We start from the raw sequence: 12,631 nt of genomic DNA on the forward strand, positions 1-12,631 counted from the left end.
CTTATTCAGTAACCTGATGCTTTACGTTTGAAAGACTTGCAAATAAGTCCGACGGCCCTAAAGTTTCGAGCAATCGCTCATAGGTTTCACGGCTTTCACCACGTAGATATGCGCCTTCTAAGAACACCATTTGTCGCAGTGCTTGCCACACCCACTTTTCTTCCAAAGTGTTGGAGTCGGTAATATGGCCCGACATATAAAGGAAGTTGGTCCAGTTGGTCAGCACGATCCACAAATTAATGGTTAAGGCCTCAATTTCAGAATCAGTCATCTGCATTAAACCTGCATCGACAAAGGCACGATAAATTTTCTGGCCTTGTTGCATGACTTGACCAGCAAAACGTGGATACATTTTACGGAAATCTTCATTATTTTCGACCAAGTGATAAACATCACGATGTAAAAAGCGATAAGCCCATAATTGGCTACTTAATACTTGAAAATAGCGAATTTTATCATTGGCATCTAATTGACGATCATCAGGAAGCGCTAACATTTCTAGCGTTTCTTGCTGATATTGCTCCATTAATTCCTTAATAATTTCACTTTTATTTCGGAAATGGTAATACAAGTTACCTGGGCTCATTCCCAGTTCAGCAGCAATATGATTGGTTGTCACTGAACGCTCGCCACGCTCATTAAACAACTGCAAACTCAGCTGCAAAATACGTTCTTTCGTTTTTAAGGTTTTGGTGTGAGACATCCTAAAACAACCATTTATTTCAAAGCATTAGAACACTAACACATAAAGTAACTTGACTATTTAGAGTATTTGCTCTAAAAATTAATTAATCGCTAATTTGGATATGGTCGTGCGACATGAATAGTCAAACAAAAACAACTTCAATGACACCACATTCTTTTGATCACCAGCATCTCAACAATATGTTGGAACAGCAGAAACAATCGTATTTACGTTACCCATTGCCTACAGCGAAGGAACGTATTGACCGTTTGGCTCGGCTTAAGCGTATCTTAGTTAAGTATCAAGATCAATTTGCTGATGCAATTAATCAAGACTATGGTAACCGTTCTATTGGTGAAACCAAGATTGGTGAGTTGCTCACATGTCTTGAACACATCAAATATTATAGCAAGCATTTGACAGACTGGATGAAACCATCCAAACGCCATGTCGGAATTATTCATCAACCTGCAAAAGCATGGGTGCAATATCAACCGCTTGGTGTCGTCGGCATTATTACGCCATGGAACTACCCACTGCTTCTTTCTATAGGCCCACTGATTTGTGCTTTGGCTGCGGGCAACCATGCCATGATCAAAATCTCGAGTGCCTCTGCGGCATTCGGTGATGTATTAGAAAAAGCCCTCGCAGAAGCATTTCCTCAAGAATTGGTCGCAGTCGTCAACGGTGGTGGCCCAATTTCAGATGCGTTTAGTCACCTTGCCTTCGATAAAATGATTTTTACTGGCTCGACCAATGTCGGTAAAACTGTCATGGCTGCTGCGTCTGAAAACTTAGTTCCGGTGATTTTAGAATTAGGCGGAAAGTCACCTGTATTGGTTCATCCGTCTATTGACCTAGCAGATGTCGCACAGCGTCTTGCGGTTGGTAAACTTTGGAATGCAGGTCAAACTTGTGTTGCACCTGACTATGTGTTCTTACCTCGTGGTAAAACGGCTGAATTTTTAGATCACTATAAAGTGTGCGTTGAAGCCATGTACCCAAGTATTGCTCATAATCAGGACTACACCTCGATTATTAATGACAAGCAGTACAAGCGCCTACAAGGTTATTTAGAAGATGCACGTGATCAAGGCGCACAAATCATCAGTTTTAACCCACAAAATGAAGATGTGGACGCTGTACGTAAAATTGCACCGACTGTGTTAACAGGTGTCACTCCAGACATGCAAATTATGCAGCATGAAATATTCGGTCCGATCCTTCCGATCATGGAATATGATCAAATTGACGAGGTTATTGCTTTTATTAATAGCCGTCCTCGTCCACTTGCTTTATACTATTTCGACTTTGATCAGGCACGTGCCGACTATGTCGCAACACGTACCCATTCAGGACATTTCGGACAAAACACGGTATTAACCCATGTTGCTCAAGATGACCTGCCGTTTGGCGGTGTGGGGGCTTCGGGTATGGGTAAATATCATGGTCCAGAAGGTTTCTTCAGTTTGTCGCATGAACGCTCGGTGATGTCGAATCCAAAACTCTATAGTTTGAAATTCATTCTTCCACCGTTCAATAAGCCGATCCACAAACTGATTTCGAAGACACTTCTTCGATAAACGATCAAGGCATGAACGATCACACTAGGTGATCGTTCGTTTTATGCAAAATCGCTTGTCTTTTAAGCGCATTTTTGATATAAAACGCCCCTTGAATGAATTCAATGTTTTTTTTGACTGGCCATACAGATTTGCTGTTGGCTAAATCAATGGAGTTACACCATGTCTAAGGTTTGCCAAGTTACCGGCAAGCGTCCAGTCGTTGGTAACAACGTCTCACACGCCAACAACAAAACTAAACGCCGGTTCGAGCCGAACCTGCATCACCACCGTTTTTGGTTAGAAAGCGAAAAACGTTTCGTACGTCTTCGTCTAACTACTAAAGGTATGCGTATTATCGACAAATTGGGCATCGAAAAGGTTGTTGCTGACCTACGTGCTCAAGGTCAAAAGATCTAAGGAGCTACGAACATGCGTGATAAAATTCGCCTAGTTTCTTCTGCTGGTACAGGTTATTTCTACACTACCACTAAGAACAAACGTACTATGCCGGAAAAAATGGAAATCAAAAAATTTGATCCAAAAATCCGTCAACACGTAATTTTCAAAGAAGCTAAAATCAAATAATTTTAGTTTTTTGAAAAAAACGACCTGCTTAGGTCGTTTTTTTTTGCATTTTTTTTATTCGAATTGCTAAACTTTCAGAATGCTTTTGGCACTTTTTGTGCTTGTCTTTTTTACCCTTAACTTAGGCTTAAGGAGTTTTTAGTGCCTCATGATGTAGAACTCATAATATTACTTGCTGTTGGCTTTGGTTTTGCCTTAATTTTTGGCTATATAGCTGCGCGCCTGCGACTTCCTCCCCTCATCGGCTATCTGATTGCCGGTATTATTATTAGCCCAAATACGCCTGGAGTAGTTGGTGACATCCATCTCGCTAACCAGTTGGCCGAACTCGGTGTCATGTTCCTGATGTTTGGCGTGGGTATGCACTTTTCACTCAATGATTTGATGCAAGTCCGTCGTATTGCTTTGCCCGGTGCCATTTTACAAATTGCAGTGGCGACCTTACTGGGTATGGGAATTTCCATGCTTTGGGGCTGGAGCATGGGCTCAGCCTTAGTGTTTGGCTTAAGTTTGTCGTGTGCAAGTACGGTGGTTCTCCTCAAGGCTCTAGGTGACCGAGGCTTACTTAACTCCGTGAATGGTAAAATTGCTGTAGGCTGGCTCTTGGTTGAAGATCTGGTCATGGTCTTGGTTCTGGTCTTACTCCCTGCCACAGCAGTATTGCTTGGTGGACAGCCACTCACAGAAAGTAGTGCAGATGAAAATATCTGGCTCACCCTTGGTATTACCTTACTCAAAGTGGCAGGTTTTATTGCCTTTATGCTAATCATTGGTAAACGCTTAGTGCCAATGATTATGCAAGTGGTTGCACGCTTAGGCTCACGTGAATTATTCACGCTTACCGTGGTTGCAGCAGCTGTGTCTATTGCCTTTGGTGCCTACAAGGTATTTGGTGTATCCATGGCGCTGGGCGCATTTTTTGCCGGTATGGTGGTCAAAGAGTCTGACTTTAGTCACCGTGCAGAAGAAGAAACCCTTCCGCTTCGTGAAATTTTTTCAATTTTGTTTTTCGTCTCCGTCGGCATGCTGTTTGATCCACGGATCTTGATTGAACAACCGCTTCACGTCTTAGCTGTGGTCGGCATTATCATGATTGGTAAGACCATCGCTGCAATGGCGTTGGTGTTGTTCTTCCGTTACCCCATCAATACAGCATTAACCGTTGGTGCGAGTTTGGCGCAGATTGGTGAGTTCTCATTTATTTTAGCGACCTTAGGTGCATCTCTAAATCTCCTTTCAATGGAAGGTCAAAATCTGATACTGGCAGGCGCTTTAATCTCGATTACGCTGAATTCATTTATATTCTCTGCAATCGAGCCTATGCAGCGACTCATCCGTGAGCGCTCGAATTTGGCCCGTTTACTGGAACGTAGTAGTGACCCATTGGCCATGTTGCCGGATGAGGTCTCACAGGATTATCTGCGTGATCAGGTGGTGCTGATTGGTCATGGTGAAGTCGGTCGTCGTATTACCCGCGAATTAATGAATGAAAACATTAAAGTGGTTATTGCTGAAGAAAACCGTGAAATCGTGGAAAACTTGCGGGAAAAAGGCATCGCTGCGGTATCCGGTGTAGCAACAGAACCTGGGGTTTTAATTCAAGCCCATATTCAACACGCACGCCTTTTGGTCATTTCACCTATGGATATTTTAGATATTCATAAAATTGTCGATATTGCCAAAATGCTGAATCCTTCTATCCAAGTATTGGTGTGTGCGGAAAGTAAAGAAGAAGCTGAAGTCATTCGTCGTGACAATATCGGTGAGGTTTATTATGCCAAAGAGGAAATGGCGAAAAATATGAGCAATCATATTTTAAATCAAATCCAAATTGCGCATCACCAAACACCGACACACTAAATGCCTAAATAAAACGCTTAGGGGGCAATACCCAAAAGGCGATGCATTAAAGCATCGCCTTTTTTTAAACTGATATAATTCAGTAATATTAAAATCACAAATAATTGAATTTAAAAAACATATTGATAAAATGAGCACCAAACAAAGCATCATTATAAAAACTTCAAAAAAGATAAACATGTTCATTCTCTATTTAGGCTTTGCCATTATTTTAATTGGCGGTCTGGGCTTTCTCATCGCTGCATTTAAAACCAGTATTTTATGGGGACTGGGCTGTCTATTGTTTTATCCCATTTCCATCGTCTTTCTGATTCTGTATTGGCAAGATGCCAAAAATCCTTTTTTTCTTACAGCTCATCGGGGTCTTTATTGTATTTTTAGGTTCGATACTGATCTCACCTACTGAACTGGGCACAGTCTAAGTGTCATTTTGGGCATAAAAAAACGCACCGAAAGGTGCGTTTTCATCATGATCTAAAAATCAGTGCCTATATGATTAGCTCATATATTTAGGCTTTTCATCGACCACTTCGGCATGCCATTCATCCACTTGTTTTTCTAACAAACCAAACAATGCAGCCTGAATCATTTGCTGAGCGATCACACTCATTTGATCGCCCAAAATATTGCGTAATTCTTCATTAAATTGGATAGTCACCAAAGGCTCTTTTTCTGAGCCTGCATTACGCAATGCCAACTCACCACCTTCCAATTGAACCAGCTCTAAAATTGCTTCCTGGTTCCCAAAGAGTTCTTTCAACTGTTCTATAGACATATATCCCTCCATGCGCAACATGGTGATAAAGGCATCTGCACTTTGTATTACTTAGATAATCTTATATCGGGTTAAATAAATTTATTTCAAGTAGCAATAGTCCAATTAGAACTCCACCATCTCGTTACGAAATCCATCAATTAATTGAGTTAGATCACGATGCCATTCACGCAAAATAGCGGTATCTGGCAACCATGCTTGCGGTGTTTGGGTAACTTTAATAATTAAATTTGAAGACGTTTCATCTTCTGGCTCTGGTGCAGACGGTTCAGGTGCATACTGACACATACGATGTGCGCGTTTCAGCTCTGCAATAAAACCTTGCTTGGCCAATTGCTGCATAACAGTCACTTCAGGTGATACCTGACCTTTTTCAGCCATCAGCGTTTCAATCGACTTTAACGTGGGCGCAGGCTCATTTAAACGATAGTAACGCACCAACTCTTGTAAAAACGCAAGTACTGCACCATGCAAATGAAAAACCGCTGCTTCGCGATAAGCCTGAGCTTGTTGAACATGATCGGTCTGCTCGGCTTGCTGACATGCAAGACGGCTAAAATATAACTTTTGATTGGTACGATCAGCATGAAAGCGAGCAACACGAGACATGAACAATTCCCTAAATTTTGGCGTTTTTCTACATGAATAAGCTTAAACGGATTTTTAGGAAATTCACAATAAATATTATGGATGATCGATTTCAATTAAATAAATGTCACGCTTTGCAGGAACAGACATATCCCAATGGATCATCCTGATATTTTCCAAACGCCAAGCCCAGTACCCTGCTGCCCAATATGTCGCCTGCGCTAGCTCTACCTCATTTTCAGTCCATGCATGAACGTCATATACATCGACCATCGCCACCGCACGTCCAATATCTTCATCTCCACTTTCATGTAAGTAGCGTTGATTTTCCACAATCACTAAATCTTTTAAAGGCAAATGCTCAGGCCGCCATGAGCGGACTTCAAGCGTTTTAAGCCCGCACGCAATGTTCGAACCAGATGGCGCAACAATAGACAAAGCCGAGTAGCATTTTTTCATAGATCACCGATAAAAAAAGGAGCGTAACGCTCCTTTTTAAATTTATGCTTTAGGCTTATCTTCAGCCGCTTTTACGCGAATACCTGCACCTTTGACTTTCAAAGTATTCAGGCCTTTAATCGCTTTTACAGCTTCACGACCATTTGGCATTTCGACAAAACCAAACCCTTTCGATTTACCTGTGCTTGCATCCATAACAACAACAGCAGACTCTACTGCGCCAAATGGTTTAAACAGTTCAACCAATTCTGCTTCAGTAACTGAACGCTCTAAGTTACGTACTAAAATTTTCATTCAATCTTCCAAATAGACAGCATCATCAAAAAGCATTTGTCTATTTTGCTTTTTAACTTGCGTGTAAATCACGTCAAAAATCTATTTTAATCGAGATCGATACCAAAATCTAAATTAATCGATTTTCTTTCGATTAACGCACTTTTTACGGTTTGTTGACGGGTTTTATAATGTGTTTCCAAACTACATAGGTTTCGAGTTAAATCATTCATAAAGTAACTTTCTACTTTACGCCCTTGCTCATCGACAGTTTCACGCGCCCAGTGGTTCAAGTTTTGCTTAGTCAAAATCAATTCATTTTGCGCACGTGTCAGCGCCACATATAACACGCGGCGCTCTTCTTCCACTTCATCGAAATTGCCTTGGGCACGTGCATGCGGGTATTGCCCTGGCGTGACATTCGCCACATAACAGACTTTTTGCTCCGTTCCTTTTGCCGAATGAATGGTAATTAACGTCACGACATCACTATCTGATTGCCGTTCAATTTCAGAAATGGACACAGGATCGAGCACATACTCTTCAAGAAATTCACTGAGCTGTGTATGCTTTGATGCCAGTTGTTTCACCAGATCAAAATCCCCGACACGGCGGTTCCAATCTTTTTTATAGTTTTCTTCTAGCTGCTCAGAAATCGCTTGAACAGCCAAGCTTACACATTCTTTGACCTGATCTTTCAACACCGACATTTGCTTCATCATCAGAATCGCTTGGTCAGGTACTTTGCCAAACTTTTCCAACTTGGTTGCAATGGCTTGCATTTCTGGCTCGAGTAAAATCTGCTGCGATAACTTACTCGCACCGACATCACCCACACCATTCCACAAGGTTAAAAAACGCATCCATGCAATATCATCTAATGGATTCGCCACCACACGCAGTACACTCAGTAAGTCTTTTACATGGGCTGTTTCAAGTAATTTCATGCCGCCGATAAAGCGATACGGCACATTTGCGGCAATACAAGCCGCTTCAATATGACGAGCAGCAAAGCTTGAACGCACAAGCACCATATGATCCGACCATTTGCTGCCTTCGAGGTAATGACGCTCTTTGATGTCGATGGCAATCCATTTGGCTTCATCAAACTCATTCGGGAAAATATGCATTTTCGGCTTAATCCCTTCACCACGATAGGCATCTAGGCGTTTGTCATATTTAATTTCACTTTCATCCAACAACCAATTTGACAGATCTAAAATTTCTTGGGTTGAACGATAATTTTTTTCGAGTTTGAAAATCTGTGCGTCGGGTACACGCTCTTTGAAATGATGAATATTTTCAAAATCTGCACCACGGAAACCGTAAATGGACTGTGCATCATCGCCAACACAGAACAAGCTGACACGTTCTTTTAATGGCTCAAGTAACGCCCATTGCAGAGGATTGGTATCCTGCATTTCATCGACCAACATGTGGCGACAAATCGAAGCCACATAATCGACCAGTCCATCTGATTCCGCCAAGGCTTTCGCCACAATCGCCAAGATATCGTCATAATCGAGAAAACTACGCGCACGTTTACGAGCTTCGTATTCTTTCATGATATCCGCGATTTGATCTTTTAAAGCAAAGTACTCAGGCATTTGCTTTTCCATGGCAATGCTAAGTTTTTGACGCGTATTCCGCGCAAAAGAATATAGGTCACAGAGTTCTTTTGGCTTGGGTAAGTGATTGGGGTTTTTCTTATCATCACGGCCACGAATCAGACGGAACATCATGAGTTGATCATCACGATCAATAATCGAAAACTGTTCTAGACCAAAAGCTTTTGGAATGCGGCGCAAGAGGTACATACAAAAGGTATGAAAGGTTGATGCACGTAACCCTTTGGCTTGCTCCCCCAGAGCCAACTCCACACGAGCGACAATTTCACTGGCCGCACGGCGAGTAAAAGTCAAAATTTGAATTTGATTAGCAGGCACGCCTTGATCAATTAAATAAGCTGCACGCGCCACGATGGTTTTGGTTTTACCACAACCTGCTCCTGCCAAAACCAAGCTATGCTGTGCTTCTGTTGTTGCGGCTTGTTTTTGTTGAGGATTTAATTCATCAATCAGGTTGGCTAAACTCATATGTACTCATCATTTCATGGATAGGTATAGTTTAGCAGATTGAAAAAAAATACATGCTAATGTAGGATCAAAATTAAAACTAGAAAAAGATAAGTTTATGAAAAATTTTAAGCTAATTAACCATGTCCTTCAGCCAATTTTATTACTCATAATATTTACAAATCATCCATCTTACGCAAAAAAATTGACTCAAACTGAATTTGATCAGTTGATAAATAAAAATAATCAGAAAGGATTTCAACTCCATGATGAGCTAGCTGTAGCTCTAATTTCTGGCAATCATAAACTTATATCCGATAATTTATGTGCAACTTATAAAATGAGTAAAGCACAATATGAAATTGCTTCAGAGAATTCTGAATTATTAAAAGCGAAACGGGCAAAAGAAAATGCAATAGAAAATATAAAAAACATTGAAAATATAATTCCAAAAAATCAAAAACCAATGGAAAAATATTGCAAAGATTCTCAACCAAATTAATCTTATTTTCCAACTATGATTATCTTAAAACTCGCTAGATGCATTCATAAGTTTTACCTTGATTTTTATTTCAAACATCTCATCACATTTCGACAGCAATGCTCCAAATTTAGTTCCGCATTTTTTAATGCATCTTCCAACTTACAATCTGGTGGATTAATCCCAACAATCTGTGTGAAACCTAAATCATAGAGTTCTGCTATCCCCTCACCCACTAGACCAGCAAAGGCGATCACGGGTTTATTAAACTTTTTTGCAACCTGCGCCACACCAAATGGTGTTTTACCTAACTTGGTTTGATGATCAATTTTCCCTTCACCTGTCAGCACATAATCTGCCTGAGCTATTTTTTCCTTCAACTGACTTTGTTCAATGACCAATTCCACACCTGATTGCATCGATGCACCTGCAAAAGCCATCAACCCAAAACCTAATCCACCTGCAGCACCTGCACCTGCGACATCACGTAAAGTACAACCCAGTGTCGCTTCAACGACATTGGCATAATGATTGAGGTTCTGATCTAACTGACGCACCATCTCCTGCGTTGCGCCTTTTTGCGGGCCAAAAATATGGGATGCACCATTTTCACCACATAATGGATTCATGACGTCGCTGGCAATGATAATTTCTGTATGCGCTAAACGTGAGTCGAGCTGCGTCAAATCAATATTGTTAATTTGATCAAGACAACCACCACAAACTGCTATTTCCAAGCCATTTTCATCTAAAAATTGCGCCCCCAATGCCTGTGCCATACCTGCACCGCCATCATTGGTCACACTCCCGCCCAAGCCAATGATAATTTTACTTACTCCGAAGTCTAGAGCAGCCTGAATCATTTCGCCCGTACCATAAGTTGACGTCAGTAAAGGATTTCGCTGAGCCATATCGACAAGATGAATACCATTGGCTTTTGCCATTTCAATTACCGCAGTTTTTCCACCGTCGATCAAACCGAAATACGTCGTCACACGTTGATTGGGCAAAGGACCTGTAAGCGCTATCGTCACTTTTTGGCCGTCGCAAGCACTGAGTAACGCATCTACAGTTCCCTCACCACCATCTGCCATTGGCACAGCGATGACATTTGCATCTGGTATGAGCTTTAAAATTGCACGCTGCATCGCGTCACAGGCTTGTTGAGCACTCATACTTTCTTTAAATGAATCGGGCGCAAGAACAAAAGTGGTCATCTAAATGCTCAAAATAAAATTTATCCTCAACCATAACGGTTTTAAAATAGCAGGTATATCTAAAAACATCTGAAAGGTTCGAAATGTCACGAATCAACCTAGGTCAGTCTGCACCTGAGCTATATAAAAAAGTTGCAGAACTTGATGCACTGGCAATGCAAAAAATAAATGAAGCTGGCCTAAGTGAAGGATTAGCTCATTTACTCAAATTACGTGCATCCCAAATCAACGAATGTGCCTTCTATATTCGTATGCATGCACACGATGCACTGAAAACTGGTGAAAGCATTGAACGTATTAGCCTACTCAATGCATGGCGTGAAACTGCGTACTACGATGAAAAAGAACGTGCAGCTTTGAGCTTGATCGAAGCGATCACGTTAATTGCTGAAGGCCAAGTTCCCGATGCAGTTTATGAAGATGCTTTGCCCTTTTTAACAGATGAGCAAATCAGTGCCGTGGAATGGCTGGCTATTGTGATCAACACATGGAACCGAATTGCAATTAGTAGCCGCTATAGCGTGAAACCTTAACGGGTTGTACACATTAAAAGTGAATAAAAAAAGAGTACCTCAGCACTCTTTTTTTATTTATCAGATCCGCAAGCAGTTTACTGCTCTGCTGAGCTTTTCGGCACTTCACGTCGAATATAAGAAGCCAAAGTAAGGTAGTTGACCCCTTGGAATAAAATATCAACCGCCAAGAATAATCCTAATACCCAAAATGGCGCATCAGGCGACATCAAAATGATCACACCCGTAATCAAGGTCAATAGACCTGAAAATAGCGTCCATCCCCAACCTTGAAATGCTCTAAATAGCACAGCATTAAAGATACGAATGACCCCTGCAATGATCAAGATAATCGCCAATAAATTGGTCAGGACAATGGCTGTTTTGACAGGCGTTGTAAATGCATAATAGCCTGCAACCAAATACAGCACACCAAATAGTGCCCAGAACCAGCGGTAACCGCCTTCAAAAATTTTAAATGCTGCGATGAAGTGAATTACGCCACCTAACATCATCAGCACACCAAAAATATAAATTACCGTAAGTGTCGCAAATGGCAAAGCTGCCAAAAGGACCAATCCGAAGACCACCAATAAAGCACCTAAACCGAGATACCACTTACGGTTTTCATGGAGCTGACTGCGAATTAAATCGTTGCCTACTGTTCTCATGTTTTTTCTCAAGTTATTCGTTATTCAATGGATTATGCAACTTCATGATGAAGAAAAATGAAAGAAAAGTCCAAATCTTATCCACACTACCAATTGAAACTGTGGATAAGATACGTTTTATCCACATTATTTTTTCCATCCTACTTCAATCGCTGTGACGTCATTCACCACAGTATCAGCTAAATCTTCAGGCATTTTACTTTGCGTCTGTGAGGTAGGAATATGCCCCGCCATTAATTCAGCTTTGCTTTGTGGAAACAAAGGCTGCCGCTGGGGATCTGCATAACCGACAGGGAAGATTGGCTGACCTGTGGCCAAATCATATTTATCAGTTGCACCAAAAGCGTGTAATAACTCATGGGCTAAAACGATTTTATTCTGCGCTGTCTGTTTACTCGATGCAAATAAATTCACCGATCCAATTCGACCATTTTCCAAAGCTGTGGAATGTTTAAGTTCTTTGGTTTGGGTCGGATCGTAATAATTTAAAAATAGCGTGACACTCGAAACACCATCTACATTTTCATGCTGCTGCCAAGCATAGTAGCGGAATTTCAAACTCCATAAGATAACGTCCAACATACCGGCGTCATTGGGTACTTTGGGAGGTAAAACTTTCAGCTCACGACCTAACTTAAAATACACATAAGTCGGTTGCCCTCGGTATTTCTGTGCTGTCGCTTGTAAATATTGTTGAACATCATTTAAATCATTGACAGAGAGCTGCTGTATATAAGCTTGAGTGCTCTCTCGACCATCGGCATTAATTGGATGTAACAATACAAAGATCGGTTTACTCCAGTCTTGGTTTTTGTCTTTATAGGCATTGACTGCGACCACTAGTAGAATCAGCAGTAAACACAGTACCCGAATTTTTTTCCACAT

The 12,631-nt window shown here is 41.2% G+C and carries 16 protein-coding genes; 7 read left to right on the forward strand and 9 right to left on the reverse strand.

Annotated elements, in window-relative coordinates; translation table 11 throughout:
• Position 1 precedes the first annotated feature (1 nt).
• Entirely contained in the window at positions 2-703 is a 702-nt protein-coding gene (locus FTV27_RS07940; RefSeq protein ID WP_180034938.1) for a TetR/AcrR family transcriptional regulator, read from the reverse strand.
• Between the two features lie 116 nt (positions 704-819).
• Between FTV27_RS07940 and FTV27_RS07945 the strand changes: the two genes are divergently transcribed.
• From FTV27_RS07945 to FTV27_RS07965, 5 genes are all read left to right on the forward strand, one after another.
• On the forward strand, positions 820-2,268 hold the full coding sequence (locus tag FTV27_RS07945) for a coniferyl aldehyde dehydrogenase (protein WP_180077893.1): 1,449 nt from the start codon (positions 820-822) through the stop codon (positions 2,266-2,268).
• Positions 2,269-2,430: 162 nt separating this feature from the next.
• Positions 2,431-2,667 carry a 50S ribosomal protein L28 gene (gene rpmB / locus FTV27_RS07950; RefSeq protein WP_000048256.1) on the forward strand — a complete coding sequence of 79 codons (237 nt, stop codon included), beginning with the start codon at positions 2,431-2,433 and terminating at the stop codon, positions 2,665-2,667.
• 12 nt (positions 2,668-2,679) lie between these two features.
• Positions 2,680-2,835 (forward strand): 50S ribosomal protein L33, encoded by a 156-nt coding sequence (rpmG, locus tag FTV27_RS07955; RefSeq protein ID WP_001205031.1) that lies wholly within the window; start codon positions 2,680-2,682, stop codon positions 2,833-2,835.
• A 141-nt stretch (positions 2,836-2,976) separates the two neighbouring features.
• Positions 2,977-4,695, forward strand: a complete 1,719-nt coding sequence (locus tag FTV27_RS07960; protein ID WP_180077895.1) for a cation:proton antiporter — start codon at positions 2,977-2,979, stop codon at positions 4,693-4,695.
• Positions 4,696-4,873: 178 nt separating this feature from the next.
• Positions 4,874-5,101, forward strand: a complete 228-nt coding sequence (locus FTV27_RS07965) for a hypothetical protein (protein WP_257229995.1) — start codon at positions 4,874-4,876, stop codon at positions 5,099-5,101.
• 90 nt (positions 5,102-5,191) lie between these two features.
• Here the strand turns inward: FTV27_RS07965 and FTV27_RS07970 are convergent, their stop codons facing one another.
• From FTV27_RS07970 to FTV27_RS07990, 5 genes are all read right to left on the reverse strand, one after another.
• Complete coding sequence (locus FTV27_RS07970) at positions 5,192-5,470, reverse strand: hypothetical protein (RefSeq protein WP_078192732.1); 279 nt, start codon at positions 5,468-5,470, stop codon at positions 5,192-5,194.
• A gap of 105 nt (positions 5,471-5,575) precedes the next feature.
• Positions 5,576-6,079, reverse strand: coding sequence for a DUF6586 family protein (locus FTV27_RS07975; RefSeq protein WP_111884067.1), 504 nt, complete (start codon positions 6,077-6,079; stop codon positions 5,576-5,578).
• 75 nt (positions 6,080-6,154) lie between these two features.
• Complete coding sequence (locus tag FTV27_RS07980; RefSeq protein WP_180077897.1) at positions 6,155-6,517, reverse strand: ASCH domain-containing protein; 363 nt, start codon at positions 6,515-6,517, stop codon at positions 6,155-6,157.
• Between the two features lie 42 nt (positions 6,518-6,559).
• Entirely contained in the window at positions 6,560-6,811 is a 252-nt protein-coding gene (locus FTV27_RS07985; protein WP_078189697.1) for an RNA-binding protein, read from the reverse strand.
• An 86-nt stretch (positions 6,812-6,897) separates the two neighbouring features.
• Positions 6,898-8,886: an ATP-dependent helicase gene (locus tag FTV27_RS07990; RefSeq protein ID WP_168377891.1), complete on the reverse strand. Its 1,989-nt coding sequence runs from the start codon at positions 8,884-8,886 to the stop codon at positions 6,898-6,900.
• 97 nt (positions 8,887-8,983) lie between these two features.
• On the opposite strand from FTV27_RS07990, the gene FTV27_RS07995 reads away from it, so the two are divergent.
• The gene (locus tag FTV27_RS07995; protein ID WP_180077899.1) at positions 8,984-9,367 is read left to right on the forward strand and encodes a hypothetical protein; all 384 of its coding nucleotides are present in this window, start codon (positions 8,984-8,986) and stop codon (positions 9,365-9,367) included.
• Between the two features lie 65 nt (positions 9,368-9,432).
• Here the strand turns inward: FTV27_RS07995 and FTV27_RS08000 are convergent, their stop codons facing one another.
• On the reverse strand, positions 9,433-10,563 hold the full coding sequence (locus tag FTV27_RS08000; protein ID WP_180077901.1) for a glycerate kinase: 1,131 nt from the start codon (positions 10,561-10,563) through the stop codon (positions 9,433-9,435).
• A gap of 83 nt (positions 10,564-10,646) precedes the next feature.
• Between FTV27_RS08000 and FTV27_RS08005 the strand changes: the two genes are divergently transcribed.
• On the forward strand, positions 10,647-11,096 hold the full coding sequence (locus FTV27_RS08005; protein WP_180077903.1) for a carboxymuconolactone decarboxylase family protein: 450 nt from the start codon (positions 10,647-10,649) through the stop codon (positions 11,094-11,096).
• Between the two features lie 77 nt (positions 11,097-11,173).
• On the opposite strand, the gene FTV27_RS08010 is transcribed toward FTV27_RS08005, so the two are convergent.
• Both FTV27_RS08010 and FTV27_RS08015 read right to left on the reverse strand, forming a co-directional pair.
• A complete protein-coding gene (locus FTV27_RS08010) occupies positions 11,174-11,746 on the reverse strand; it encodes an HdeD family acid-resistance protein (protein WP_078189701.1) in 573 nt (190 codons plus the stop codon).
• A gap of 126 nt (positions 11,747-11,872) precedes the next feature.
• On the reverse strand, positions 11,873-12,631 hold the full coding sequence (locus FTV27_RS08015) for a hypothetical protein (protein WP_180077905.1): 759 nt from the start codon (positions 12,629-12,631) through the stop codon (positions 11,873-11,875).

The organism is Acinetobacter sp. YH12251 (assembly GCF_013417465.1).
GTDB classification, from domain to species: domain Bacteria; phylum Pseudomonadota; class Gammaproteobacteria; order Pseudomonadales; family Moraxellaceae; genus Acinetobacter; species Acinetobacter amyesii.

Excerpts from the sequence above, each read along its gene's own strand:
- rpmG (WP_001205031.1), top strand. The coding sequence starts at position 2,680 with ATGCGTGATAAAATTCGCCTAGTTTCTTCTGCTGGTACAGGTTATTTC.
- FTV27_RS08015 (WP_180077905.1), bottom strand. The coding sequence starts at position 12,631 with ATGTGGAAAAAAATTCGGGTACTGTGTTTACTGCTGATTCTACTAGTG.
- FTV27_RS07970 (WP_078192732.1), bottom strand. The coding sequence starts at position 5,470 with ATGTCTATAGAACAGTTGAAAGAACTCTTTGGGAACCAGGAAGCAATT.
- FTV27_RS08005 (WP_180077903.1), top strand. The coding sequence starts at position 10,647 with ATGTCACGAATCAACCTAGGTCAGTCTGCACCTGAGCTATATAAAAAA.
- FTV27_RS08010 (WP_078189701.1), bottom strand. The coding sequence starts at position 11,746 with ATGAGAACAGTAGGCAACGATTTAATTCGCAGTCAGCTCCATGAAAAC.
- FTV27_RS07975 (WP_111884067.1), bottom strand. The coding sequence starts at position 6,079 with ATGTCTCGTGTTGCTCGCTTTCATGCTGATCGTACCAATCAAAAGTTA.
- FTV27_RS07980 (WP_180077897.1), bottom strand. The coding sequence starts at position 6,517 with ATGAAAAAATGCTACTCGGCTTTGTCTATTGTTGCGCCATCTGGTTCG.
- FTV27_RS08000 (WP_180077901.1), bottom strand. The coding sequence starts at position 10,563 with ATGACCACTTTTGTTCTTGCGCCCGATTCATTTAAAGAAAGTATGAGT.
- FTV27_RS07985 (WP_078189697.1), bottom strand. The coding sequence starts at position 6,811 with ATGAAAATTTTAGTACGTAACTTAGAGCGTTCAGTTACTGAAGCAGAA.
- FTV27_RS07995 (WP_180077899.1), top strand. The coding sequence starts at position 8,984 with ATGAAAAATTTTAAGCTAATTAACCATGTCCTTCAGCCAATTTTATTA.
- FTV27_RS07945 (WP_180077893.1), top strand. The coding sequence starts at position 820 with ATGAATAGTCAAACAAAAACAACTTCAATGACACCACATTCTTTTGAT.
- FTV27_RS07990 (WP_168377891.1), bottom strand. The coding sequence starts at position 8,886 with ATGAGTTTAGCCAACCTGATTGATGAATTAAATCCTCAACAAAAACAA.
- FTV27_RS07965 (WP_257229995.1), top strand. The coding sequence starts at position 4,874 with ATGTTCATTCTCTATTTAGGCTTTGCCATTATTTTAATTGGCGGTCTG.
- rpmB (WP_000048256.1), top strand. The coding sequence starts at position 2,431 with ATGTCTAAGGTTTGCCAAGTTACCGGCAAGCGTCCAGTCGTTGGTAAC.
- FTV27_RS07940 (WP_180034938.1), bottom strand. The coding sequence starts at position 703 with ATGTCTCACACCAAAACCTTAAAAACGAAAGAACGTATTTTGCAGCTG.